The sequence below is a fragment of the Pseudomonas sp. B12(2026) genome, from assembly GCF_057767015.1.
Map to the genome: position 1 here is coordinate 4822797 of NZ_CM173430.1, position 23165 is coordinate 4845961.

Below are 23165 nucleotides of genomic sequence, written 5' to 3' on the forward strand. Positions count from 1 at the left end.
GCCGGGGCCGGTTGAACGGCCGGCTTAGAAGTTCACCCCGAAGCTGAGGCTGACGAAGTCGCGGTCGTCGACGGTGGAGTACTTGCCGTCGAAGTAGCTGGTGTAGGCCAGGCTCGCGGTGTAGGTGTTCAGGTAGTCGGCGTCGACGCCGAGGCTGACCGCCTTGCGGCCTTCCTCGAAGTTGCCGCCCGGGCCGGGCGAGTAGCCGTCCACGTCATGCTGCCAGGCCACGTTCGGCTTGAGGTTCACGCCGGCGAAGACGTCGTTGTAGTCCCAGATCGCGCGGACGCGGTAGCCCCAGGAGTCGGCGGTGGTGAAGCCTTCGCTTTCGCAGTTGCGGCTGACGTTGTTGGCGTTGGGGGTGCCCAGGGTGGAGGTGTTCAGTGCCTCGCAGGTCGGCAGGCCGCTGAGGTTGCCGGCCAGCGGGCCGGGGCCGAACACCGGGTCGCGGCCATAGCGCGCCTTGTTCTGGCTTTCCAGGCCGCCGACGTGGGTCCAGCCGATCTCGCCCACCATGGTCAGACGCTCGGCGCCCATGACCTGGTCGAAGAAGTGGGTGAAGGTGGTCTGCAGCTGGGTGACTTCCTTGCGGCGGTAGCCGTGCAGGTCCTCGCCGGCGGTGCCGGTCAGCACCGAGGCGTTGTCGTAGACGTGGTTGCCGCCGATGGCCACCGGGTCCAGGCCGGAATAGAGGATGTCGGTGGTGTTCAGCTGCACCGGGGCGTTCGGCCGGTAGCTGATCTCGCCGCTCCAGGCGGTGCCGGTGGGCAGCGTGGTGGAGAAGCTCAGGCCGTACAGGTGGATGTCTTCGGGGTACTCGATGAAGTAGCTGGAATTGCCGGCCATGGCCGCGGCGCCGGCCTGGGCCGCCAGGGTCGGGCTGATGGCGGCGATGTTGGTGATCAGCTGGTTGATCTGCGCGACCTTGGAGGCATCGGCGCCGCGCCCGCTGAAGATCGGCAGGCGGCTGTGGTAGTTCATGTAGTAGCCGCCGAACTCGGTGTTCAGGCTGTCGGCGAAGTACTTCAGCGACAGGCCGTACTGGCCGCTGTCGCGGGCGTCGCGGTCGGGCCCGCGCTGGACCACGATACCCTCGTTCCACGGCGAGGGAGTCAGCGCCAGGCTCGGGCCGAGCAGCGCGTTCAGGGTGTTGATCGAGGTCTGGTTGTTGGTCAGCACCGCCAGGTTCTGGGTACAGCCGTCGGCGACGACGTCCGGCTGGGAGAAGAAGGTGCCGCAGTTGTCGACCACCGTCTGGTCCCATTCCAGCTGGTAGAAGCCTTCGGCGGAGAGGTTGTCGGTGAGGTTCTGCGACAGGTAGAACATGTTCACCGGCACCAGGGCTTCCTTGATCTCGGAGCCCGGACGGCGGAAGGCGGTCACGTCGAACGGGTTGATCACGCTGATGCCGTTCTGGATGAAGGTGCTCTCGCCCCAGTTCACCACCTGCTTGCCCAGGCGCACGGTGCCCGGCAGCTCGCCGATGGTGTAGTTGTGGTAGATGAAGGCGTCGAGCAGTTCGGCGCCGGAGGCCTGGGCGGCTTCCTTGCGGTTGTGGTCGCTGAGCGGCTTGAACTCGGTGCCCTCGTCCTTCTGCTCGAAGTCGTACCAGTACTTGCCGCGCAGGAACACGCCGGTGTCCTGGTACTTCAGCTCGAGGTCATGGATGCCCTTGAAGATCTTCGAGAAGGTCTTGCCGGACTTGTAGTTCAGGTGGCCGTCGTCGGAGGTCTGGGACAGCCCCTTGCCACCGTTGTTGACGCCGATGAGGTTCTTGTTCGGGCTCTCCGTCGACCAACTGGCCCCCACGGACAGCGACGAGTCGAACGAGCCTTCGATTTCCCCGATATTGAAGGTGACGGCGGAAGCGGGGGTCGCCAGCGAGGAAGCCAGGCTGACCGCCAGCGGCAACCGCGCCAGCCGCCAGATATGTTGCATGGTTTTCATCGACGCTACTCCATGTGTTTTTTGTTATGAGTAGTGGCGACTATATCCAGCGTCCCCCGCAGCTTGATCGCTCTAAAGTGTGATTTCGCCTACAAAGCCCCTTCCTAGACGCCTGCGCAGGCCCGGAGCGGCACCACCACTGGGCTGCGGGCGGCCAAGCGCTTGCTTGGCACGCACGCTCCACGCAGTGACCAGCCGGTCGTCGCTCAAACCGTGGAAAGGAAGGCGCTGCCGGCCTCCTGCCATTGGGCGATGTCTACCCGGATACGCTTCTTGTCGAGCTTGCCGACGCTGGTCTTGGGAACTTCGGTAACAACGGCGACCTGGGAAGGAATCGCCCACTTGTTGATGTGTCCCTGCTCGACGAAAGGCTTGAGGTGCTCCTTCAGTCCCTTGGCGTCCAGCGACTGCCCCTCGCGCAGCACCAGCAGGGCGAAGGGCCGCTCGCCCCACTGTGGATCGGGCACGCCGACCACGGCGACTTCGCGCACCGCCGGGTGGCGGCTGATCAGGTCTTCCAGCTCCAGGGAGGACAGCCACTCGCCGCCGGTCTTGATCACGTCCTTGATGCGGTCGCGGATGTCGATGAAGCCCATGCCGTCGAGGGTCGCGACGTCGCCGGTGTGCATCCAGCCGCCGGCCCAGAGCTCCTCGCCCTTCTCCGGCTCCCGGAAATAGCCCTGGGTCAGCCAGGGCGCGCGCAGCACCAGTTCGCCCTGGGACTCGCCGTCCGCCGGGAGGAACCGGCCGTGGTCGTCCATGATCGCCGCCTCCACCAGCGGCACCGGCACGCCGGCCTTGATCCGGTAGGTGGTGCGCTCGTCCTCGCTGCCGGCGAGCAGCTCCTGGTTGAGGTAGCCGCAGGAAATCAGCGGGCAGGTCTCGGACATGCCGTAGGCGGCGGTCAGCTGGATGCCGCGGGCCTTGGCGGCGTCGTAGAGCGCATGGTTCAGCGCGCTGCCGCCGATGATGATCTTCAGGCCGCCGAAATCATGGTCCTTGGCGCTGGCGGCGTTGAGCATCATCTGCAGGATGGTCGGCACGCAGTGGGAGAAGGTCACCTTCTCCTCGCGGATCAGCTTGCACAGCAGCTCCGGCTCATAACGGCCCGGGTAGACCTGCTTCACCCCCAGCATGGTGGCCACGTAGGGCACGCCCCAGGCGTGGACGTGGAACATCGGGGTGATCGGCATGTACACGTCGTCGGTGCCCATCAGGCGGATGCTGTCCAGGCTGCCGATGGTCGAGGCCATCGCCAGGGTGTGCAGCACCAGCTGGCGGTGGGTGAAGTACACCCCCTTGGGGTTGCCGGTGGTGCCGGTGGTATAGAAGGTGGTGGCCACCGAATTCTCGTCGAAGTCGGGGAAGGCGTAGCGCGGGCTGGCGGCGGCCAGCAGGGTCTCGTACTCGCCGATGCAGTCGGGCAGCGCGCAGCTCTTGTCGGCGCCATCGGTGAGCAGCAGGGTCTTCTCCACCGTGGTCAGCTGGCCGGCGAGGCCCTGGTAGAGCGGCACGAACTCGCTGTTGACCAGCACGAAGCGGTCCTCGGCGTGGTTCATGGTGTAGAGGATCTGGTCGGGCGAGAGGCGGATGTTAATGGTGTGCAGCACCGCGCCGATCATCGGGATGGCGAACATGCATTCCAGGTAGCGATGGCTGTCCCAGTCCATCACCGCCACGGTATCGCCGGCCTTCACCCCGGCCTCGCTCAGCAGGTTGGCCAGCCGCGCCACGCGCTCGTTGAAGGTGGCGTAGCTGTAGCGCACGGCATCGCGGTAGACGATCTCCCTGCCCTTCTCGTAACGGCTGCCCGACAGCAGCAGGCTCTTGATCAACAACGGGTATTGGTAGGCGTTCTGTGCAGCGGGGATGACACGGGTTTTCAGCATGACGCGCGCACTCTCAAGGCTGGATTGCAGGGTGGGACTTATCAGGATGAGTCCGACTCTAGAGACCCGCCGGCGCCCATTCATCAGTCAAAAGAGTGATTTGCCGATGACTCTTTGGCGCAATCCGGTCACGCGGTAGAATCACCCCCGCCCGGTCGTTCACGACCGATACCCTTACCCGGGGCCCGGGTATGGCCTGAGAGCTGGAGCAGCCGGCCATGCGCGGGCTCCCACAACAAGAGCGAAGAGGTAGTTTCATGTCCGAGATCGTCATCGTCAGCGGCGCCCGTACTCCCATGGGCGGCTTCCAGGGCAGCCTGTCCGGCGTCACCGCCACGGAGCTGGGCGCCATCGCCATCCGCGAAGCCGTTTCCCGCGCCGGCATCCAGCCCGAGGACGTGCAGGAAGTGATCATGGGCAACGTGCTGCCCGCCGGCCTCAAGCAGGGCCCGGCCCGCCAGGCGGCGCTGAACGCCGGCCTGCCGGCCGCCACCGGCTGCACCACCATCAACAAGCTCTGCGGCTCCGGCATGAAGGCCGTGATGCTGGCCCACGACCTGCTCAAGGCGGGCACCAACAGCGTGATGGTCGCCGGCGGCATGGAAAGCATGTCCAACGCCCCCTACGTGCTGGAGAAGGCCCGCACCGGCCTGCGCATGGGCCACGCCGAGATCAAGGACCACATGTTCCTCGACGGCCTGGAAGACGCCCGCAGCGGCCGCCTGATGGGCTCCTTCGCCCAGGAAACCGCCGACCAGTACGGCATCACCCGCGAAGAGATGGACGCCTACGCCATCGAATCGCTCAAGCGCGCCCAGGCCGCCATCGCCGACGGCTCGCTGGCCGCCGAAATCGTCCCGGTCACCGTCACCACCCGCAAGGGCGAGACCGTGGTGAAGGACGACGAGCAGCCGCTGACCGCCAACCCGGACAAGATCCCCGGCCTGCGCCCGGCCTTCCGCAAGGACGGCAGCATCACCGCCGCCAACGCCAGCTCCATCTCCGACGGCGCCTCCGCGCTGGTCCTGATGACCGCCGAGGAAGCCGCGCGCCGTAATCTCAAGCCGCTGGCGAAGATCGTCGGCCACGCCACCCAGAGCCAGGACCCGGCCGAGTTCACCCTCGCCCCCATCGGCGCCATGACCAACCTGTTCAGGAAGACCGGCTGGAACAAGGACGACGTCGACCTGTTCGAGATCAACGAAGCCTTCGCCATGGTCACCATGCTCGCCATGCGCGAACACGGCCTGGACCACGCCAAGGTCAACGTCTACGGCGGCGCCTGCGCCCAGGGCCACCCGGTCGGCTCCACCGGCTCGCGGCTCATCGTCACCCTGATCAACGCCCTGCAGAAGACGGGCGGCAAGCGCGGCATCGCCTCGCTGTGCATCGGCGGCGGCGAAGCCACCGCGGTGGCGATCGAACTGGTCTGATTCCGCATCAGGCATGAAAAAGGGGCGCCACTGGCGCCCCTTTTTTGTCGGGCCCGCAACCGCGATTGCTCTTGTAGGAGCGAGCTTGCTCGCGAACCGCCCTGCTGCAACGCCCCGGCCTAAGCCTTCGCCACCCTGGCCCCATGCGGCGCCGTGCGCGGAAAGACCACCGCCGCCAGGAAGGTGATCGCTCCCAGCACCGCCAGGATCAGGTAGAGCCCGGCCAGTCCGTGGCGCGGCTCGATGTAGCGGATCAGCGGGATCGCCGCCGCGCTGGCCCCGAAGGAGACGAAGTAGCGCAGGGCGAACACCCGCGCCTGCCACCGCGGCGCGACGAAGTTGGCGACCATCGCGTCGTTCACCGTCACCTGGCCGAACACCGCGAACATGAACAGCCCGCCGAGCACCGCCAGCGGCCAGCCCTCGGCGTAGGCCAGCGCCACCAGCAGCGGGCCCTGGCAGAAGGTCATGACCAGGAACGGCCCCTTGAGGCTGAAGCGGTCGAGCAGACGGCCCATGATCAGCTGCGCCACGGCGCCGAAGGCATAGGCCAGGCTGACCACCACGCCGAGGCTCTGCGGCGAGGCCAGCAGCTCGTCGAGCCGTACCTGGAACAGGCGCGGGTAGGTCACGGTGCTGGCGTTGAACACCACCCCGCCGGTGGCCGTCACCAGCGCCAGCACGCCGAACACCCGGGGCATCGACAGCTTCTGCCCGCCGACGCCGCGCGGCGCCGGATGCGTCACCGCCAGCGGCGCCTCGGCGCGCACCTGCCAGGCGAAGCCGATGCCGATCAGCAGCGCCACCGCCCCCGGCAGGATGAACGCCGCGCGCCAGCCGAACTGCGCGCTGAGGAAACCGGTCAGCAGGGCGGCGAAGGCCACGCCCAGGTTGCCCCACATGCCGTTGATGCCGATCTCGTGGCCACGGTTCTGCGCATGCGCCACCAGCATCGCCGTGCCCACCGGGTGGTAGATCGCGGCGAACACGCCGATCAGGGTCAGGCCGGCGACCAGCAGCGGCACCGAGTTCGCCAGCCCGGTGAGAATCGCCGCCGCGCCGATGCCGAGGAAGAACAGCCGCATCATCTGCCGGCGGTCCCACTTGTCGCCCAGCCAGCCGGCCGGGATCGAGCAGGCGCCGAAGGCGATGAAGCCGCCCAGGGACAGGCCGATCATCTGCGCGTACGGCAGGCCGAAGCTCTGCGTCATCCCCAGCACGGCGGCCGGGTAGATCAGCATGAACATGTGGTCGATGACGTGGGCGGCATTGATGTAGCGGATGATCGTTCGAGGTCGGGACATGGCTCGGGCGCTCGGCTTGGGTGGGATGAGCGTCCATGCTAGGTTGTCGATAAATCGCATACCTGACAGAAAAGTCATCGAACCCGACATGGACCTCCACCTTCCCGACGACCAGCGCCTCGCCGCCGTCGGCCTCGACTACCTCGACGGCCACCACGTGCAGCCCCACCATCACCCGCAGGCGCAGCTGCTCTACGCCGCCAGCGGCCTGATGCGGCTGGTCACCCGCCAGGGCGCCTGGGTCATCCCGCCGACCCGCGCGGTGTGGATTCCGCCGGGCACCCGGCACGAGATCCACATGTCCGGCGAGGTGCGCATGCGCACCCTGTTCATCCATGCCGGAGCCTGCCCGGAGCACCTCACGGACTGCTGCGTGCTGGCCGTCACACCGCTGCTGCGGGAGATGATCCTGCGCTGCATCCGCTGGCAGGCGCAGCCGGGCGAGCCGGCGCTGCCGCTGCTGGAACAGTTGATCCTGCTGGAGATCGCCACCCTGGAGCGCCTGCCGCTGGCCCTGCCGCTACCGGCCGACCGGCGCCTGCAGGCGATCTGCAAGGCGCTGCTGAAGAACCCCGAGCATCCGCACACCCTGGAGGACTGGGGCCAGCAGGTGGGCGCCAGCTCGCGCACCCTGGCGCGGCTGTTCCGCCAGGAGCTGGGCATGAGCTACCAGGAATGGCGCCAGCAGCTGCGCCTGACCGAAGCGCTGCCCCGTCTGCTGGCCGGCGAGAGCGTGCAGGGCGTGGCGGCGGCGCTGGGCTACACCAGCGGGCGGGCGTTCAGCGCGATGTTCCGCCGGCTGCTGGGGGAGAATCCGCGGGAGTATCTGCAGGCGCTGGCGCAACTGGCGGAAATCAAGGTCTGAACCCGCGCCCCGCACCCCGCCCCACCGCTCCTATGGCGCGAATCCCGTGCGGCTCTTGTAGGAGCGGATCTTATCCGCGAAATCCTGAGATGCCGGCGCGATTCGCGGACAAGGTCCGCTCCTACGAAAGCGTCACGCCGCACGCTCAGCGCAACTCGGTGAACGCCAGCTTGATCCCCAGCCCCACCAGCACCGCGCCCATCATCCGGTCGAACCAGTGGCCCATGCGGGCGAAGCCGGCGCGCACGCGCTGCTGGCTGAACAGCAGCGCCACCAGGCAGAACCAGGCCGCCGTCGCGCCGGCCAGGTAGACGCCGTAGCCAGCCTGCACCGCCAGCGGCGTGTGCGGGTTGATCACCACGGTGAACAGCGAGAGGAAGAACAGCGTGGCCTTCGGGTTCAGCCCGTTGGTGACGAAACCGGCGACATAGGCTCCGCGCGCCGTGCGCACCAGCGGCTCGGCGACGCCCTCGGCGGCCGGGGCGGACGGGCTGGCCGGACGCGCGCGCAGCGCCTTGAAGCCGATGTACAGCAGGTAGGCGGCGGCCAGCCATTTCAGCGCGTTGAACAGCACGATGGACCTGGAAACGATCAGGCCGATGCCCAGCAGCGAATAGGTGACATGCAGGAAAATCCCGCAGCCCACGCCCAGCGCCGTCCAGGTGCCGGCGCGGCGCCCGTGGGTCACGCTCTCGCGCACCACCACGGCGAAATCCGGCCCGGGGCTGGCCACCGCCAGCAGGTGGATGAACGCCACGGTGAGAAATTCCGTCCAGTACATCGAGCCTCCGCACGCCTGTGGAAAACCGGTTAGGCTGACAACCTTACGTCAGTCCGTTTTGCCGCAAAAGGTACAGCCCCCATGAACAGCGCTCGCGCCGTCTTCCTCGACCATGCCTCCCTCGACCTCGGTGACCTCGACCTCGCGCCGCTGCGCGCGCAGTTCGGCGAACTGGTCCTGCACGGGCGCAGCGATGCGCAGCAGGTGGCCGAACGGCTCGACGGCGCGCAGGTGGCGATCAGCAACAAGGTGCGCATCGACGCCGCCGCGCTGGAGCGCTGCCCGCAGCTCAAGCTGATCCTCGTCGCCGCCACCGGCACCAACAACATCGACCTCGCCGCCGCCCGCCGCCACGGCGTGACGGTGAGCAACTGCCAGGGCTACGGCACCCCGTCGGTGGCCCAGCACACCCTGATGCTGCTGCTCGCCCTGGCCACCCGCCTGCCCGACTACCAGGCGGCGATCCGCGCCGGGCGCTGGCAGCAGGCGCCGCAGTTCTGCCTGCTGGACTTCCCCATCGTCGAACTGGAAGGCAAGACCCTCGGCCTGCTCGGCCACGGCGAACTGGGCGGGGCGGTGGCGAAGCTCGCCGAAGCCTTCGGCATGCGCGTGCTGCTCGGCGCGCTGCCGGGCCGCCCGCCGCGCGCCGACCGCCTGGCGCTGGACGAACTGCTGCCGCAGGTCGACGCCCTCACCCTGCACTGCCCGCTGACCGAGGCCACGCGCCACCTCATCGGCCAGCGCCAGCTGGACCTGATGAAGCCGAACGCCTTCCTCATCAACACCGCCCGCGGCGGCCTGGTGGACGAACAGGCGCTGGCCGACACCCTGCGCCGCGGCCACCTGGGCGGCGCGGCCTTCGACGTGCTCAGCGTCGAGCCGCCGAAGGACGGCAACCCGCTGCTGGCCGGCGACCTCCCGCGCTTCATCCTCACCCCGCACAGCGCCTGGGGCAGCCGCGAGGCGCGGCAGCGCATCGTCGGCCAGCTCAGCGAGAACGCCGCCGCCTTCTTCGCCGGCGAGCCGCGCCGGGTCGTGGTGCCGTGAGCCTGCACCTGGTCTGCGGCGACGGTGCCGCCGACGCCCTGCGCCGGGCGGTGGAGGCCGGCGTGCTGACCGAAAAAAGAATCCGCGTGATGCCGGACGACCTGGCCGTCGGCCCCCTGCTCGACGTCGACAACCCGCCCTGCCGGCAACGTGCAGCGTTCTGGCATGAACTGGGCGGCGAAGCCCTGCGCCAGCGCGAGATCGCCCTCGAACTGGCCAGCGACGCGAACTGGCTGCGCAGCCCGGACGCCGCCACCGTCACCCTCTGGCATGGCGACAGCGCCAGCGAACAACTGCTGCTGCGCCGCGCCTGCGCCTTGCTGCCGGCGCAGGTCACCCTGCGCAGCGTCGGCGCCGGCAGTGGCCAGTGCCGCTGCGAGGACCGCCACGCCATCGCCATGCTCAAGCCCGTCGAACTGGCCAACGCCCTGGCCGCCAGCCATGAAGTGGACGCCGCCGAACGCCAGCGCCTGGGCGACGACTGGCGACGCGCGCTGGCCGAGGACGCCGAACTGCGCCTGTGGCTGGACGGCGAGCTGAGCGGCGCCGGCTACGCGCACATCGACCACGTCCTGCTGGACAGCGCCAGCGAATCCTGGCGCCCGCTGCAATCGCTGATCGGCCCGACCATGGCCTACGTCGACGGCCTGTTCGTCAGCGACCTGCTGGCCACCTGGCGCCTGCGCGAACAAGTCGCGGCGGGCCGCCTGGAGCTGCGCGGCAACGACCTCTGGAGCGACGGCGAAGTGCGGCTCGCCTAGGCTCGGCCGCCGCAGCCCTGCTAAACTCGCGCCCTTTTTTCGAGGAGGCCGCATGTCCAACGCCCCCACCAGCGAAGTGCTGCTGCGCCAGATCGAGCGCTTCCAGGGCCGCGTCCTGCTGGCCGGCCTGCCCGCCGACGCCCTGCTCGGCGACCTGCCGCAGGCCCAGGGCTGGAGCTGGCACGCCGGCGAACACCCGCAGCTCGAGGCGCGCCACCCGGGCCGCTGCCACTTCGGCGCGACGGCGCCGCAAGGCCGCTTCGACGCCGCCGTGCTGTTCCTGCCCAAATCCCGCGAACTCACCGATTACCTGCTCGCCGCCCTGGCCAGCCGCGTGGCGGACGGCGAGCTGTACCTGGTCGGCGAGAAGCGCGCCGGCGTCGAGCGCGCCAGCAAGCAGCTCGGCGCATTCGGCCGCGCCAGCAAGCTGGACAGCGCCCGCCACTGCCAGCTGTGGCACGCGCACGTCGACGGCGCGCCGGCGGCGCCCGAGCTGCACGCCCTGGCGCAACGCTACGAACTGCCGCTGAGCGACGGCCCGCTGCAGGTGGTCACCCTGCCCGGCGTGTTCAGCCACGGCCGCCTGGATCGCGGCAGCGCGCTGCTGCTGGAGCATCTGGACGGCCTGCCGAGCGGCCATCTGCTGGACTTCGGCTGCGGCGCGGGCGTCATCGGCGCCACCCTCAAGCGGCGTTATCCACAGAGCCGCCTGACCCTGCTGGACGTCGATGCCTTCGCCGTCGAGAGCAGCCGCCTGACCCTGGCCGCCAACGGCCTGGACGGCGAGGTGATCGCCGGCGACGGCATCGATGCCGCGCCGGAAAACCTGGCCGCCATCGTCAGCAACCCGCCCTTCCACCAGGGCGTGCACACCAGCTACGCCGCCACCGAGCACCTGCTGCGCCAGTCCGCTCGCCACCTGGCGGCCGGCGGCGAACTGCGCCTGGTGGCCAACAGCTTCCTGAAATACCCGCCGCTGATCGAGCAGCACCTCGGCCCCTGCCAGACCCTGGCCGAAGCCGACGGCTTCCGCATCTACAGCGCCCGGCGCCGCTGACCCGAGACACCGCCGCGAGCCGCCGGAGCGGCGCGCCGCGGCATGCCCAGACCATCGAGGACACCCGTGAACCGAAGAACCAACGATGTCGAGCTGACTTTCGCCATGGGGCCGAAGGAAAAGCCGCATCACCTCAAGCGCTCCCTCAAGCCGCGCCACCTGAACATGATCGCCATCGGCGGCTCCATCGGCACCGGGCTGTTCGTCGCCTCCGGCAGCACCATCGCCACCGCGGGCCCCGGCGGCGCGCTGATGGCCTACGCGCTGATCGGCCTGATGGTGTTCTTCCTGATGAGCAGCCTGGGCGAACTGGCGGCGTACATCCCCGATTCCGGCTCGTTCTGCACCTATGGCAGCCGTTTCATCGACGATGGCTTCGGTTTCGCCATGGGCTGGAACTACTGGTACAACTGGGCGGTGACCATCGCCGCGGAGCTGGTCGCCGCGCAGCTGGTGATGAAGTTCTGGTTCCCCGACGTGCCCGGCATCTACTGGAGCGTGGTGTTCCTGGGCATCATGTTCCTGCTCAACTTCTTCTCGGTGAAAGGCTTCGGCGAGAGCGAGTTCTGGTTCGCGCTGATCAAGGTGGTCGCCGTGGTGATCTTCATCGGCATCGGCCTGGCCAGCATCATCGGCATCATGCACGGCATCGACAGCCCCGGCCTGAGCAACTTCACCGCCGGCGATGCGCCCTTCGCCGGCGGCCTGCAGGCGATGATCGGGGTGGCGATGATCGCCGGCTTCTCCTTCCAGGGCACCGAGCTGATCGGCGTGGCCGCCGGCGAGTCGGAAAACCCGCAGAAGTCCATTCCCGTCGCCATCCGCCAGGTGTTCTGGCGAATCCTGATGTTCTACATCCTGTCGATCTTCGTGATCGGCATGCTGATCCCCTACACCGATCCGAACCTGCTCAAGACCGACAGCAGCGACATCAGCACCTCGCCCTTCAGCCTGCTGTTCCAGCGCGCCGGCCTGGCCGCCGCGGCGGGGGTGATGAACGCGGTGATCCTCTCGGCGATCCTCTCCGCCGGCAACTCGGGCATGTACGCCTCGACCCGGATGCTCTACACCATGGCCACCCAGGGCAAGGCGCCGCGCCTGTTCAGCCAGGTGTCCGAGAGCGGCGTGCCGCGCTACGCCCTGTACGCCACCACGGTCATCGGCGCGCTGTGCTTCCTCACCAGCTTCATCGGCGACAAGACCGTCTACACCTGGCTGCTCAACGCCTCGGGCATGTGCGGTTTCATCGTCTGGCTGGGCATCGCCGTGTCGCACTACCGCTTCCGCAAGGCCTTCGTCCTGCAGGGCGGCGACCTGAGCAGCCTACCCTACCGCGCCAAGTGGTTCCCCTTCGGCCCGCTGTTCGCCTTCGTCCTCTGCCTGGTCATCACCCTGGGGCAGAACTACCAGGCGTTCGTCGGCGAGCAGGTGGACTGGGCCGGGCTGATCGCCACCTACATCACCCTGCCGCTGTTCCTGGCGATCTGGCTGGGCTACCGCGTGAAGAACGGCACCCGCTTCGTCCGCTACGAGGACATGGACGTGCGCCCCGGCCGCGACTGATCCGACGCGCAGGCTTGCCCAAGTCCGGCGACTTGGGCAGAATGCGCGCCGTCCTAGGGGAGTAGTCTCCCGCGAGCGCCCAGCTCGCCCGGCACGCGTCAACACACTTGGTCCGCAGACCATGGCGCGTGCGACCCACGCCTGCATCGTCCAGGCCCGGGTTTGACAAGACCTATGACACGAGCGACCTGACCCGGGGCGGGCAGGTGGCGCGTGTCATGGTGCCGAGTCGACCCGCCCCTTAGGAAGCCTGATGGAATCCCTGTTCGTCCCAACCCTGATCGTTGCCCTGGCCGAAATCGGCGACAAGACGCAACTGCTCGCGCTCGTCCTCGCCGCGCGTTTCCGCAAGCCCTGGCCGATCATCGCCGGGATCATCGCCGCCACCCTGGCCAACCACTTCGCCGCCGGCGCCATCGGCAGCTGGGTCGCCTCGTTCTTCTCGGAAACCGTGCTGAGCTGGGTGCTGGCCGCCTGCTTCCTGGCCGTGGCCGCCTGGACCCTGATTCCGGACAAGCTGGATGACGACGAAGAAGGCGCGCTGAAGAAGTTCGGCCCCTTCCTCACCACCCTGATCGCCTTCTTCCTCGCCGAGATGGGCGACAAGACCCAGGTCGCCACGGTGATGCTGGCCGCGCAGTACCCGCATTTCCTGCTGGTGGTGATGGGCACCACCCTGGGCATGCTGATCGCCAACGTGCCGGTGGTGCTGGCGGGCAACTTCGCCGCCGAGCGCCTGCCGCTCAACCTGATCCGCCGCCTCGCCGCCGCCGCCTTCGCGGTCCTCGGCCTGGCCGCCGCGTGGCACGCGCTGAAGGTCGGCGGGGTGTTCTGACGCCTGAGCGCCTGGGGGCTGGCGCGCCGGCCAATGCCTGTGCCGCGCATCCGCGACACAGTGATGCGCCATCGTCCCAGCCCTCAGGAGGCGCCATGCCGGAGAAGGATCTCAAGAAGCTCGCCCGCCAGCACATCGACCTCACCTGGAACAAGGGTCACCTGGCGCTGGCCGAGCAGCTGCACAGCCCGGACTTCATCTACAAGAGCGCCTTCACCGCGCAGCCGCTGAACAACGCCGGCTACCGCAAGCTGGTGGAGCAGATCCGCTCGGCCATGCCGGACCTGGAGGTGGTGGTGGAGGAATGCATCCGCGAAGGCAACAAGGTGTTCACCTGGAGCACCCTGCTGGGCAGCATCTCCCGCCCCGCCTTCGGCTATCCGGCCAGCAAGAAGATCCTCAGCCTGTCCGCCATGGGCTTCTGGGTGTTCAGCAGCACCGGGGAAGTCCTCGAACTGTGCACCATGTTCGACATGGAGAGCTTCCGCGCGCAGATGGGCCTGCAGAACCGGCCCTTCGCCGAGAAGGCGCTGCCCTGACATGACAAAGCCCGGCACCCGCCGGGCTTTTTCGTGCTCTTCGTAGGAGCGGATCTCATCCGCGATCCGGCCGGCAGGCCGGTAGTCGAGAACGGCACCGCTGTCGCGGTCATCGCGGATGAGATCCGCTCCTACAAGAGCAGTCCACCGCGCGCACGAATCAGAGGTAATCGTTGGCGCGGAACCAGGCGATCGCCCGCTCCAGCGTTTCCTCCAGCGGCACCTGGGACTCGAAGCACAGCTCCTCGCGCGCCTTGCGTCCGTCGAGGAACTGCCCCCCGGCCATCACCTCGATCGCCGTATCGTCCAGCAGCGGCATCTTGCCGGTCAGCCGGTAGCGCCAGCGGCCCAGGGTCGCCAGGGCGCGCGCGCGGTGCAGCGGCATCGGCGTGGGCGCCGGCTTGCCGAGCAGGCGGGCGATGGTGGCGGTCAGCTCGCCCATCTCGATGTTGTGCCCGGTGAGCAGGTAGCGCTCGCCGACCCGGCCGCGCTCCAGCGCCAGCAGCAGGCCGCGGCCGGCCTCGGCGGCGTCGATGACGTTGCGCCGGCCCGGCACGTAGTGAAGCATCTCGTCATGGGCGATGGCGGTGATCAGGCGGCCGGTGGTCGGGCCGATGTCGAGTTCGCCCAGCACCATGCCGGGAATCCCGATCACCACCGGCAAGCCGCCACGGGCCTGCTCGCGGGCCTGCTCGTCGAGCGCCCACTTGCACATGACGTAGGCGCTCTTGCCAGTGGGCAGGCCCTCGTAGAACAGCCCTTCGTGCCCCGGCAGCCCCTGCGGGTGCTGCGGCATGGCGAAGGCCGAGCCGACGTAGAGGATGTGCGGCACCTTCGCCTGCAGGCAGGCGGCGTAGAAATGGTTGGTCTGGTCCAGGGCGCTGGCCACCTCCTCCTGCCAGCGGCGCGGCCGCACCGGGTAGTAGCCGGCGCTGAAGATCACCGCGTCCAGCCCGCTCAGCGCGCGCGCCATGCCCTGGTGGTCGAAGAGTTCGGCGGCCCGGCATTCCGGTTCGAGGTAGGCCAGGCGCTGGATCTGCGACGACGGCCGATGGATCAGCACCAGCTGGTGTCCCGCGGCCTTGATGGCGCGGGCGGCATGGTGGCCGAGGAGCCCTGTGGCTCCGAGTACGGCGATTTTCACGGGCGCTCCCTGTTCAGGTTGCAAGGCGGCGCTACCGCGCGCCGCTCCTGGCGGGCCATTCACTGGCCCTTGGCTTGCTCGTACAGCGGCATCACCTTGGGAATAGCGGCCTGCAGGTTGGCCATCCGGGTACTGTCGGACGGGTGGGTGCTGAGGATTTCCGGCGGCGCCTCGCCACCGGCCTGCCCCATCTTCTGCCACAGCGTCGTCGCGGCGTTGGGGTTATAGCCGGCGCGGGCGGCCAGTTCCAGGCCGATCAGGTCGGCTTCGTTCTCGTTCTGCCGGCTGTTGGGCAGGGTCAGGCTGTATTCGACGACCTGCTGCGCCAGGTCGACGCTGCTCTGGCCCAGGCCCAGCAGGGCGCCGCCGATGCCCAGGCCCATCTGTTGGGCATAGGCCTCGGACATGGCTTCGCGGCCGTGCTCGCGCAGGGCGTGGGCGATCTCGTGGCCCATCACCGCGGCGAGTTCGTCGTCGCTCAGCTTGAGCTGATCGATCAGCCCGGTGTAGACGATGATCTTGCCGCCGGGGCCGCAGTTGGCGTTGAGCTCGTCGCTCTTGATCACGTTGACTTCCCACTTCCAGGACGGCGCGTCCGGGCGGAAGGTGCCGGTCTGCGCAATCAGCCGGCGGGCGATGGCGTTCACGCGCCTGGCATCGCCGCTGCTGGCGTCCAGCTTGCCGGCCTTCGACGCCTCGCCGAGGGTCTGCTGGTAGGACTGGGCGTACATCTGATCGACCTGCTCGCTGGACAGCATGCTGAACATGTTCTGCTGGCGGTTGACGCCGACAACGCCGCCACTGGTGGTGTTCACCTGCTGGCAAGCGCTCAGCAGCAGGGCTGCGGCCAGGCCGGCGACACGGAAAATACGGGGCATGCTGCTCTCCTGAAACTGCGCAATCTGCCAAAGACAGCGCGCATGGTAGGCCGCCCCCCGGTGGCCGGCAACCACCCCGCAACGGGCGGCGCCCGACCTCGTTACAACCCATTACAACCGCCGCCTAAGGAATCCTCCCGGCCGTGCCGATAAGGAAGGACACGCAGGCTCAGGGACAGTCGGGTACCCGGTATGAAATTCAAGTCGATCCAGTTTTCCGTGGTGGTGCTGGCCGGCGCCAGCGTCCTGGCGGTGGTCGCTGCACTGGTGCTGTACGCCCTGTTCGCCGGGGCGCGGACGGAGGCCATGGTGCAGGAGCGCACCCAGCGCCTGCTCGAACAGGTGATCAACGAGCGCCTGGTGGCCATGGCGCGCGGCCAGGTCAGCCAGATCCAGCGCGAGCTGGAATACCCGCTGACCGTCGCCAGGGACCTGGCCAACACCAACGCCCTGATCGACCAGACCGACGCCAGCGGCGCCGCGCGGCTGGGCATCGGCCGCGAGCAGATGTCCGGCCTGCTGCGCCAGACCGTGGAGCAGAATCCCAAGCTGCTCGATGCCTTCGCCGGCTGGGAACCCAACGCCTTCGCCGGCAACGACAGCGACTACGCCGGCCGCGCGGGCTACGACGCCAGCGGCCGCTTCATGCCCTGGTGGTACCGCAAGGCCGACGGCAGCCTGACCGTCGAGGCCATGGGCGACACCCTGGAAAGCCAGAAGATCCAGCCCACCGGCGTGCGCGAGGGCGAGTACTACCTGTGCCCGAAGGAGAAGCGCCAGCCCTGCATCATCGACCCGGCGCCCTACGAGATGGGCGGCAAGATGGTGCTGATGTCCTCCTTCAACGCGCCGATCCTGGTCAACGGCCAGTTCAAGGGTTCGGTGGGCGTCGACCTGTCGCTGGACTTCATCCAGACCCTGCTGAAGAACGCCGACAGCCACCTCTACGACGGCGCCGGCGAGATGGCGCTGATCTCCAGCAACGGCCGCCTGGTCGCCTACACCAAGGACGCCGGCAAGCTCGGCGAGCCGGCCGCCAGCGTGCTGGACGCCGATGCCGTCGCCAAGCTGCCCGGGCTCACGCTGGACCAGCCGCTGTCGACGCTCGACGCGCAGCACGGCCAGATCGAGCTGTTCCTGCCCTTCTCCATCGCCGACACCGGCGCGCGCTGGACGCTGGTGCTGCAATTGCCGCAGGACGCGGTGCTGGGCGAGCTGAACAAACTGCAGAGCGACCTGAAATCCCAGCGCGACGGCGACACCCTCGGCATGACCCTGGTCGGCCTGCTCGTCGCCGCCATCGGCCTGGCGGTGATCTGGCTGGTCGGCCACGGCATCGCCCGCCCGCTGCGCCAGCTGGTCGGCATGCTCGACGACATCGCCCAGGGCGAAGGCGACCTGACCCGCCGCCTGACCAGCGACCGCGCCGACGAACTGGGCTCGATCGCCAGGGGCTTCAACACCTTCCTCGGCAAGCTGCAGGGCATGATCGGCCAGGTGGTGACCTCGGTGCAGCACGTCAGCGATTCCTCCGAGCACACCGCCGACATCGCCATCCGCACCAACCAGGGCGTGCAGCAGCAACTGGCGGAAATCGAGCTGGTGGCCACCGCCGTCCACGAGATGACCGCCACCGCCCAGGACGTGGCGCGCAACGCCACCCACGCGGCGGAAGCGGCCAACCACGCCGACCAGGCCGCGCACCAGGGCAAGCGCATCGTCGAGAGCAGCTCGGCGGCGATCCAGGCGCTGGCCGGCGAGATCGGCCGCGCGGTGAACGTGGTGCAGGCCCTGGCCCGCGACAGCGAGAACATCAACGCGATCCTGGTGGCCATCCGCGGCATCGCCGAGCAGACCAACCTGCTGGCCCTCAACGCCGCCATCGAAGCGGCACGCGCCGGCGAACAGGGGCGCGGCTTCGCGGTGGTCGCCGACGAGGTGCGCAACCTGGCGCAGAAGACCCAGCAGGCCACCGAGGAAATCCAGTCGATGATCCAGCAGCTGCAGAACGGCACCCGCGAAGTGGTGCAGGTGATGCAGCACAGCCAGGAGAAGACCGACGACAGCGTGCGCCACGCCGGCGAGGCGGCCCAGGCGCTGGAATCGATCACCCAGGCGGTGTCGGTGATCAACGACATGAACACCCAGATCGCCAGCGCCGCCGAGGAACAGAGCGCGGTGGCCGAGGACATCAACCGCAACGTCAGCAACATCGGCCTGGTCGCCAACCAGGTGGCCGGCGGCGCCGACGAGGCCTCCCAGGCCAGCGCCGAGCTGACCCGGCTGGCCGAGCAGCAGCGGCGGCTGGTGAATCAGTTCAAGGTGTAGCGTGATCGCGGACATGGATCCGCTTCTACAGGGCGCCAGCGCTGCATGGTTGCGGCTCTTGATCTCGTAGGAGCGGACCTTGTCCGCGAAATCCCGCGAGGCGGAATCCGTCCCCACGGGAAATCACCGCAGCGCGCCGCTCAGGCCCCGTTCGCGAGCAAGCTCGCTCCTACGGGTGTTCATGCCCTCGACACAGGAGTGCCCCGAGGCCTTCGCGGACAAGGGCTGGGCGCCCCCTCTCTTCTACAGGGAATCCGCCCCTCAGGCCGGGGTCAGGCACTCCGGCCCGTTGCAGGCGGGGTCGTTGACGAAATTCGCCAGCACCTGCTCGCGCAGGCGCGCCTGGGGCAGTTGCAGCAGCTCCAGCAGCCGCGCCGTATCGGTGTCGTTCGACAGCCACTGCGCCTGCTCGGCCGCGTCGAGGATCAGCGGCCGGCGCATGTCGCCCGCCGCCTGGGTGACCATCGCCACGCTGTAATAGGTGTGGCCCGCCACCGGATAGGCCTCCCACACCGCCGCGAAACAGATCAGCCCGCCGCCGGAAAGCCAGTGCGGCCGCTTGCGCACGCCGCGCCACTCGTAGAAGCCGTTGGCCGGCAGCAGGCAGCGGCGCTGGGCGAAGGCGTCGCGGAACATCGGCTGCTCGGCGATGGTTTCGGCGCGGGCGTGGGCCGGCGTGCGCGACAGGTCCTTCAGCCAGGCCGGCGTCAGGCCCCAGCGCGCCAAGTCGGCGCGGCGCGCACCGCCCTCCTCGCGCAGCATCAGCACGCGCGCGCCGGGGGCGAGGTTCCACTGCGGCTGCAACTCTGCGGGGAACCCGGCGCTGTCGGCGAGCTCGCGATTCCAGCGGAACAGGGCGTAGCGGCTGGTCATGGGAGGAAAGGATTCATGAGGACGGGGGAGGAACCATCAGCAGAGCAGGACGCCAGGGCCGGCGTCGTTGTCGTCGGCGGGCCCCGGCAGGGGTTGCGCGGCATTGTACGCGGCGATCAGTTCCCTCGCGCGCTCGGCGTGCTCGTCCTCGACCCACAGGTGCAGCAGGCCCATGCCCGGCAGCTCGCCGATACCGCCGAGCAGGTGGCGCCCGCCCAGGTGCGACGAAATGCCCTCGTTGGCCAGCATCCCGGCCAGCAACTCGGCCTCGATCAGGTCGGCGGGTTCGTAGATTCGCTGCATCAGTCGTCCTCCCGCTGCACTTCCAGAGTCCAGTCCACGCCGTCGGTGCAGAGCTGGAACAGGATCGGCCGGCAACACACCGGGCAGTCTTCATAGTAACGCTGGTCGCCGCCGGAGAGGTCGAGCAGCGCCTCCGCCGGCTCGCCGCAATAGGGGCAGGTATAGGCCTGACGTTCGAGCATCGCTGGTTCCCCTGTGACTTCCGTTTATAATCGCGCGGTCTTTCAGGGCGCCCGGCCTGACCAGGCGGTCCCCCGGGAGCCCTCCGAGTCGTCTACTTCGCGGCCCGGCCCGTGATATCCCAAAAAAATTCATAGAGAGCATGATGGGCGAGTTCGAAGCCATCCGACCTTACGACGACGCCGAAGTCCCGGCCGTCCTGCAACGCCTGCTGAGCGATGACGCCTTCCTCGGCGCGCTGGCGCGTTACCGCTTTCCCCGTCTGTCCGGCCCGCTCGGCTGGCTGCTCAGACCACTTATAGCCCATCGGCTGGCCCGCGAAGTCACCGGCATCCGCAGCATCGTCGCGCTGCAGGACAAGTTCGAGCCCTATGTCGACCGCACCATCGAGCATGCCACCGACGGGGTCACCTACTCCGGCGTCGAGCGCCTGAAGCCCGGCCGCGCCTACCTGTTCATCGCCAACCACCGCGACATCGTGATGGATCCGGCCTTCTGCAACTATGCGATCTACCACGCCAAGCTGCCGACGCCGCGCATCGCCATCGGCGACAACCTGCTGCAGAAGCCCTTCGTCAGCGACCTGATGCGCCTGAACAAGAGCTTCATCGTGCACCGCTCGATCAGCGGCCGGCGCGAGAAGCTGGCGGCGTACCAGAACCTCTCGGCCTACATCAATCACTCGATCTGCAAGGACGGCCAGTCGATCTGGATCGCCCAGGCCGAGGGCCGCGCCAAGGACGGTGACGACCGCACCGACTCGGCGATCCTCAAGATGTTCCACATGAGCCGCAAGGACGAGCCGTTCGCCCAGGTGGTCCGCGAGCTGCACCTGATCCCGGTGTCGATCAGCTACGAATACGACCCCTGCGACGCCGCCAAGGCCTGCGAGATGTTCACCCGCGCCAGCACCGGCGAATATAAGAAGGCGCCGGGCGAGGACGACCGCAGCATCGTCCAGGGCATCACCGGCTACAAGGGCCGCGTGCACATCAACTTCGGCGAGGAAGTCACCGGCGAGTTCGGCGACGCCAAGCAGCTGGCCGCCGAGCTGGACCGGCAGATCCTCGGCAACTACCGGCTGTTCCCGGTGCACTACCTGGCCTACGAGGCCTCCGAGCTGCGCGACCCGGGCCTGCAGGTGCCCACCGCCGAGAGCCTGTTCAAGGGCGAGGAACTGCGCCGCGCCCGCACCGAATGGGAGCGTCGCCTGGCGGCCTGCCCCATCGAGCAGCGCGCCTACCTGATCCTGCAATACGCCAACCCGGTACTGAACCAGTACCGCCTCCGGCAGGCATGAAAAAAGGCGCCCTCGGGCGCCTTTTTCAATTCCGTCGCATCACAGCCGCGTGCTGAACCAGCTGACCGCCAGCGCCAGCGCCATGCAGGCGAAGCCGAAACGGTAGAAGAAGCGGTTCAGCCGGGCCGTCGGCTCGAAGCTGTCCAGCGGTTGCGGCTGCACCTCGCTTTCGGCGACCAGTCGCGCCAGGGCCAGGCGTTCGCGGCGGCGGGTGGCGAGCAACAGCCAGGCGCCCGCAAGGGCGAAGAACAGCGCCAGATCATTGAGGATCCGGCCGGGATGGGCCTGGAACAGATTCCAGAGCGCCTGCAGCGACATCACAACCTCCGCCTCGGGACTGCACGCCAGTTATCGCGAAGGAAAGCCGGGGGTGAGTCTGCTGGATGAACGGGCATCGCCCGTCATGGATGAGAAATATTCGTCGCGCATTTTATCCGCAGGCCAGTCGCCTCAGCCAGCGCGCAACGCTCATTTACGACGAGCGTAAGAATTATCGGAAAAGGGTCTAAGACCCCTCTGCCACCTGGCACGCCATTGGCTTCAACGATTCTGCCCATCCGGTCCTTCGCTAGGAGATTCGTCATGCTCGAGATCGTCCCCCACGAAAGCACCTACCTGATCGAACACCTGGAAGAAATCGAAGCAGTGGTCACCGAACTGTCCTTCAACGTCCAGGACGACCACTGGCTGGTCTATACCCAGGCCTGCGGCCACGAACACCTGGACCTGCCGGAAACCCACGAGCGCGTACCGTTCTGCGAAGTCGATCCGTACCGCCAGGCGGCCTGACCCGCACGTTCGGCCGCCCATGAAAAAGCCCGGCTCAGGCCGGGCTTTTTCATGCCGGAATCGATCAGCGCTGGTTCAGCGTCTGGCCGATGGTCGGGTCCTTGAACACGCGGTTCAGGGCATCGCTGAGCACCTCGCTCACCAGCTTGGTGTTGGTCGCCTGGTTGGGCGCCATGCCGAAACGCTGGTTGGTCGATGCGCCGTAGCGGCCGCTGTAGCGACGCACGCTGTTCTGCACGTCGACGCGGAAGGTGGCGCCGATGTCGGCCTCGGTGACGTACACGCCTTCCTTGGGCGACTGGTACTTCAGTTCGGCCAGGGTCAGGGTCAGTTGCGGCGCGTTGTAGGCGTTCGGCGACGGGGTGAAGCCCAGCAGGCGCACGGCGGCTTCGGCCTGGGCCTGCAGCTTGGGAATCACGTCCTCGCTGCGCACGGTGATCGAGCTGGTTTCGGAATACAGGCCGCCACGGGTGCCCAGCGAGGTGCTGGGACGGCCGTCGACGACCTTCACCACCACCGGCTGGCCCTGGCCAACGGGGGCGATGGGGCCCTTGAACACCGGGTCCGGGTTGAGTTGTTGCGGGCTGAGGGCACAGCCGCTCAGGGCCAGGCTGGCAACAGCGATAAAGCTGAGCAACAAGCGTTGCAGCATGCTCATCTCTCCATGGGGTGGGCAATGGCCGGCAGTATACCGGCCGTCAGCGCGGGCAGATAGCGCCTGGCCATTGGACGCGGAATCCGCTTCCCGGGTTCCCTGGCCGGCGCGGCCGGACGCCGTATCGACCCGCCCAGGTGCGGGGCGCACCTCCTCGGGACGGGAAAGGCAAATCAAGAGGTATGTACTAGGAAAAAAGTCTAAGGTGCAGGGCTTTTTTTTTCTTTCGCCGCTATAATCGCCCCCCGATTATAAGGACGCCTCCTGGTCGGGCCCCGCACGATGCCGACACACCGTGTCTCGCCTCTGCCTCCCCTCAAAGAGAGTCGCCACTCGCCTCGGTCACTGGCCGTCGCACATTACGTTCGTTGCGCAGAACGCTTGGCAAGGATGCAGCCGCCCACTCCGTACGGAGACCGGACCGGCCCGCAACGACGACCCCCTTTGAGTTTCACGCCTCCAAAAGAGCGTGATCTGAAGGTTTTTCACTACTTCACGAGAGTGTGGCGAGCAATGAATAGTTTTGCGTCGGTAGCAGCACCATTAACGTCTGACACCGCAGCACTGAATCGCTTTTTCGGCACCGGAAGCCGCGCATAAGCGCCCACCCGGATGCACTTGCGGATGCCCGACGTCCGCCGTGGACTGCCGAGAAGGAACGCATTTCCCCCTCCTCCGATCCCGGCTTGGGCGC

General features: G+C 67.9%; 22 protein-coding genes and 1 riboswitch. Of the genes, 11 read left to right on the forward strand and 11 right to left on the reverse strand.

What is annotated here, in order from left to right:
• Positions 1 to 24 precede the first annotated feature (24 nt).
• Positions 25 to 1947, reverse strand: a complete 1923-nt coding sequence (locus AC3B6A_RS22435; protein WP_488399311.1) for a DUF1302 domain-containing protein — start codon at positions 1945 to 1947, stop codon at positions 25 to 27.
• A gap of 206 nt (positions 1948 to 2153) precedes the next feature.
• Entirely contained in the window at positions 2154 to 3836 is a 1683-nt protein-coding gene (locus AC3B6A_RS22440) for a fatty acid--CoA ligase (protein WP_488399312.1), read from the reverse strand.
• Positions 3837 to 4093: 257 nt separating this feature from the next.
• Between AC3B6A_RS22440 and AC3B6A_RS22445 the strand changes: the two genes are divergently transcribed.
• A complete protein-coding gene (locus AC3B6A_RS22445) occupies positions 4094 to 5269 on the forward strand; it encodes a thiolase family protein (protein WP_488399313.1) in 1176 nt (391 codons plus the stop codon).
• A gap of 119 nt (positions 5270 to 5388) precedes the next feature.
• Here AC3B6A_RS22445 and AC3B6A_RS22450 read toward each other — a convergent pair whose 3' ends face one another.
• Positions 5389 to 6573, reverse strand: a complete 1185-nt coding sequence (locus AC3B6A_RS22450; RefSeq protein ID WP_488399314.1) for an MFS transporter — start codon at positions 6571 to 6573, stop codon at positions 5389 to 5391.
• A gap of 88 nt (positions 6574 to 6661) precedes the next feature.
• Between AC3B6A_RS22450 and AC3B6A_RS22455 the strand changes: the two genes are divergently transcribed.
• Positions 6662 to 7438 (forward strand): AraC family transcriptional regulator, encoded by a 777-nt coding sequence (locus AC3B6A_RS22455; protein WP_488399315.1) that lies wholly within the window; start codon positions 6662 to 6664, stop codon positions 7436 to 7438.
• A 145-nt stretch (positions 7439 to 7583) separates the two neighbouring features.
• Here AC3B6A_RS22455 and AC3B6A_RS22460 read toward each other — a convergent pair whose 3' ends face one another.
• On the reverse strand, positions 7584 to 8219 hold the full coding sequence (locus AC3B6A_RS22460) for a LysE family translocator (RefSeq protein WP_488399316.1): 636 nt from the start codon (positions 8217 to 8219) through the stop codon (positions 7584 to 7586).
• 81 nt (positions 8220 to 8300) lie between these two features.
• Between AC3B6A_RS22460 and AC3B6A_RS22465 the strand changes: the two genes are divergently transcribed.
• The 6 genes from AC3B6A_RS22465 to AC3B6A_RS22490 all read left to right on the forward strand — a co-directional run bounded on the left by AC3B6A_RS22465 (position 8301) and on the right by AC3B6A_RS22490 (position 14021).
• Positions 8301 to 9266 carry a 2-hydroxyacid dehydrogenase gene (locus AC3B6A_RS22465; RefSeq protein WP_488399317.1) on the forward strand — a complete coding sequence of 322 codons (966 nt, stop codon included), beginning with the start codon at positions 8301 to 8303 and terminating at the stop codon, positions 9264 to 9266.
• Entirely contained in the window at positions 9263 to 10027 is a 765-nt protein-coding gene (locus AC3B6A_RS22470; protein WP_488399318.1) for a DUF1835 domain-containing protein, read from the forward strand. The genes AC3B6A_RS22465 and AC3B6A_RS22470 overlap by 4 nt, the downstream gene beginning before the upstream one ends.
• Before the next feature lie 52 nt (positions 10028 to 10079).
• Positions 10080 to 11084 (forward strand): methyltransferase, encoded by a 1005-nt coding sequence (locus AC3B6A_RS22475; protein WP_488399319.1) that lies wholly within the window; start codon positions 10080 to 10082, stop codon positions 11082 to 11084.
• Between the two features lie 105 nt (positions 11085 to 11189).
• Positions 11190 to 12647, forward strand: a complete 1458-nt coding sequence (locus tag AC3B6A_RS22480; RefSeq protein ID WP_488403674.1) for an amino acid permease — start codon at positions 11190 to 11192, stop codon at positions 12645 to 12647.
• A 44-nt stretch (positions 12648 to 12691) separates the two neighbouring features.
• A riboswitch (yybP-ykoY riboswitch) is annotated at positions 12692 to 12811 on the forward strand.
• Positions 12812 to 12900: 89 nt separating this feature from the next.
• Positions 12901 to 13482, forward strand: a complete 582-nt coding sequence (locus AC3B6A_RS22485; RefSeq protein ID WP_488399320.1) for a TMEM165/GDT1 family protein — start codon at positions 12901 to 12903, stop codon at positions 13480 to 13482.
• A gap of 95 nt (positions 13483 to 13577) precedes the next feature.
• A complete protein-coding gene (locus tag AC3B6A_RS22490; protein ID WP_488399321.1) occupies positions 13578 to 14021 on the forward strand; it encodes a ketosteroid isomerase-related protein in 444 nt (147 codons plus the stop codon).
• 160 nt (positions 14022 to 14181) lie between these two features.
• Here AC3B6A_RS22490 and AC3B6A_RS22495 read toward each other — a convergent pair whose 3' ends face one another.
• Positions 14182 to 15189, reverse strand: coding sequence for an NAD-dependent epimerase/dehydratase family protein (locus tag AC3B6A_RS22495; RefSeq protein WP_488399322.1), 1008 nt, complete (start codon positions 15187 to 15189; stop codon positions 14182 to 14184).
• A gap of 35 nt (positions 15190 to 15224) precedes the next feature.
• Complete coding sequence (locus tag AC3B6A_RS22500; RefSeq protein ID WP_488399323.1) at positions 15225 to 16043, reverse strand: M48 family metallopeptidase; 819 nt, start codon at positions 16041 to 16043, stop codon at positions 15225 to 15227.
• Positions 16044 to 16235: 192 nt separating this feature from the next.
• On the opposite strand from AC3B6A_RS22500, the gene AC3B6A_RS22505 reads away from it, so the two are divergent.
• Entirely contained in the window at positions 16236 to 18371 is a 2136-nt protein-coding gene (locus tag AC3B6A_RS22505; RefSeq protein WP_488399324.1) for a methyl-accepting chemotaxis protein, read from the forward strand.
• Between the two features lie 261 nt (positions 18372 to 18632).
• Here the strand turns inward: AC3B6A_RS22505 and AC3B6A_RS22510 are convergent, their stop codons facing one another.
• From AC3B6A_RS22510 to AC3B6A_RS22520, 3 genes are read right to left on the reverse strand one after another with little or no spacing between them, the layout of a single operon-like run.
• Positions 18633 to 19244: an SOS response-associated peptidase gene (locus AC3B6A_RS22510; RefSeq protein ID WP_488399325.1), complete on the reverse strand. Its 612-nt coding sequence runs from the start codon at positions 19242 to 19244 to the stop codon at positions 18633 to 18635.
• Positions 19245 to 19280: 36 nt separating this feature from the next.
• Positions 19281 to 19547, reverse strand: a complete 267-nt coding sequence (locus tag AC3B6A_RS22515; RefSeq protein WP_488399327.1) for a putative signal transducing protein — start codon at positions 19545 to 19547, stop codon at positions 19281 to 19283.
• Positions 19547 to 19729, reverse strand: coding sequence for a CPXCG motif-containing cysteine-rich protein (locus AC3B6A_RS22520; protein WP_488399328.1), 183 nt, complete (start codon positions 19727 to 19729; stop codon positions 19547 to 19549). Before AC3B6A_RS22520 ends, AC3B6A_RS22515 begins: the two co-directional genes overlap by 1 nt.
• 140 nt (positions 19730 to 19869) lie before the next feature.
• On the opposite strand from AC3B6A_RS22520, the gene AC3B6A_RS22525 reads away from it, so the two are divergent.
• Positions 19870 to 21027, forward strand: a complete 1158-nt coding sequence (locus tag AC3B6A_RS22525; protein WP_488399329.1) for a 1-acyl-sn-glycerol-3-phosphate acyltransferase — start codon at positions 19870 to 19872, stop codon at positions 21025 to 21027.
• A gap of 39 nt (positions 21028 to 21066) precedes the next feature.
• Here AC3B6A_RS22525 and AC3B6A_RS22530 read toward each other — a convergent pair whose 3' ends face one another.
• Positions 21067 to 21345 (reverse strand): hypothetical protein, encoded by a 279-nt coding sequence (locus tag AC3B6A_RS22530; RefSeq protein ID WP_488399330.1) that lies wholly within the window; start codon positions 21343 to 21345, stop codon positions 21067 to 21069.
• Positions 21346 to 21609: 264 nt separating this feature from the next.
• On the opposite strand from AC3B6A_RS22530, the gene AC3B6A_RS22535 reads away from it, so the two are divergent.
• Positions 21610 to 21816, forward strand: coding sequence for a hypothetical protein (locus AC3B6A_RS22535; protein ID WP_488399331.1), 207 nt, complete (start codon positions 21610 to 21612; stop codon positions 21814 to 21816).
• A 64-nt stretch (positions 21817 to 21880) separates the two neighbouring features.
• On the opposite strand, the gene AC3B6A_RS22540 is transcribed toward AC3B6A_RS22535, so the two are convergent.
• Positions 21881 to 22468: a YajG family lipoprotein gene (locus AC3B6A_RS22540; RefSeq protein WP_488399332.1), complete on the reverse strand. Its 588-nt coding sequence runs from the start codon at positions 22466 to 22468 to the stop codon at positions 21881 to 21883.
• Between the last annotated feature and the right edge of the window lie 697 nt (positions 22469 to 23165).

Excerpts from the sequence above, each read along its gene's own strand:
- AC3B6A_RS22435 (WP_488399311.1), bottom strand. The coding sequence starts at position 1,947 with ATGAAAACCATGCAACATATCTGGCGGCTGGCGCGGTTGCCGCTGGCG.
- AC3B6A_RS22440 (WP_488399312.1), bottom strand. The coding sequence starts at position 3,836 with ATGCTGAAAACCCGTGTCATCCCCGCTGCACAGAACGCCTACCAATAC.
- AC3B6A_RS22445 (WP_488399313.1), top strand. The coding sequence starts at position 4,094 with ATGTCCGAGATCGTCATCGTCAGCGGCGCCCGTACTCCCATGGGCGGC.
- AC3B6A_RS22450 (WP_488399314.1), bottom strand. The coding sequence starts at position 6,573 with ATGTCCCGACCTCGAACGATCATCCGCTACATCAATGCCGCCCACGTC.
- AC3B6A_RS22455 (WP_488399315.1), top strand. The coding sequence starts at position 6,662 with ATGGACCTCCACCTTCCCGACGACCAGCGCCTCGCCGCCGTCGGCCTC.
- AC3B6A_RS22460 (WP_488399316.1), bottom strand. The coding sequence starts at position 8,219 with ATGTACTGGACGGAATTTCTCACCGTGGCGTTCATCCACCTGCTGGCG.
- AC3B6A_RS22465 (WP_488399317.1), top strand. The coding sequence starts at position 8,301 with ATGAACAGCGCTCGCGCCGTCTTCCTCGACCATGCCTCCCTCGACCTC.
- AC3B6A_RS22475 (WP_488399319.1), top strand. The coding sequence starts at position 10,080 with ATGTCCAACGCCCCCACCAGCGAAGTGCTGCTGCGCCAGATCGAGCGC.
- AC3B6A_RS22480 (WP_488403674.1), top strand. The coding sequence starts at position 11,190 with ATGGGGCCGAAGGAAAAGCCGCATCACCTCAAGCGCTCCCTCAAGCCG.
- AC3B6A_RS22485 (WP_488399320.1), top strand. The coding sequence starts at position 12,901 with ATGGAATCCCTGTTCGTCCCAACCCTGATCGTTGCCCTGGCCGAAATC.
- AC3B6A_RS22490 (WP_488399321.1), top strand. The coding sequence starts at position 13,578 with ATGCCGGAGAAGGATCTCAAGAAGCTCGCCCGCCAGCACATCGACCTC.
- AC3B6A_RS22500 (WP_488399323.1), bottom strand. The coding sequence starts at position 16,043 with ATGCCCCGTATTTTCCGTGTCGCCGGCCTGGCCGCAGCCCTGCTGCTG.
- AC3B6A_RS22505 (WP_488399324.1), top strand. The coding sequence starts at position 16,236 with ATGAAATTCAAGTCGATCCAGTTTTCCGTGGTGGTGCTGGCCGGCGCC.
- AC3B6A_RS22510 (WP_488399325.1), bottom strand. The coding sequence starts at position 19,244 with ATGACCAGCCGCTACGCCCTGTTCCGCTGGAATCGCGAGCTCGCCGAC.
- AC3B6A_RS22515 (WP_488399327.1), bottom strand. The coding sequence starts at position 19,547 with ATGCAGCGAATCTACGAACCCGCCGACCTGATCGAGGCCGAGTTGCTG.
- AC3B6A_RS22520 (WP_488399328.1), bottom strand. The coding sequence starts at position 19,729 with ATGCTCGAACGTCAGGCCTATACCTGCCCCTATTGCGGCGAGCCGGCG.
- AC3B6A_RS22525 (WP_488399329.1), top strand. The coding sequence starts at position 19,870 with ATGATGGGCGAGTTCGAAGCCATCCGACCTTACGACGACGCCGAAGTC.
- AC3B6A_RS22530 (WP_488399330.1), bottom strand. The coding sequence starts at position 21,345 with ATGTCGCTGCAGGCGCTCTGGAATCTGTTCCAGGCCCATCCCGGCCGG.
- AC3B6A_RS22535 (WP_488399331.1), top strand. The coding sequence starts at position 21,610 with ATGCTCGAGATCGTCCCCCACGAAAGCACCTACCTGATCGAACACCTG.
- AC3B6A_RS22540 (WP_488399332.1), bottom strand. The coding sequence starts at position 22,468 with ATGCTGCAACGCTTGTTGCTCAGCTTTATCGCTGTTGCCAGCCTGGCC.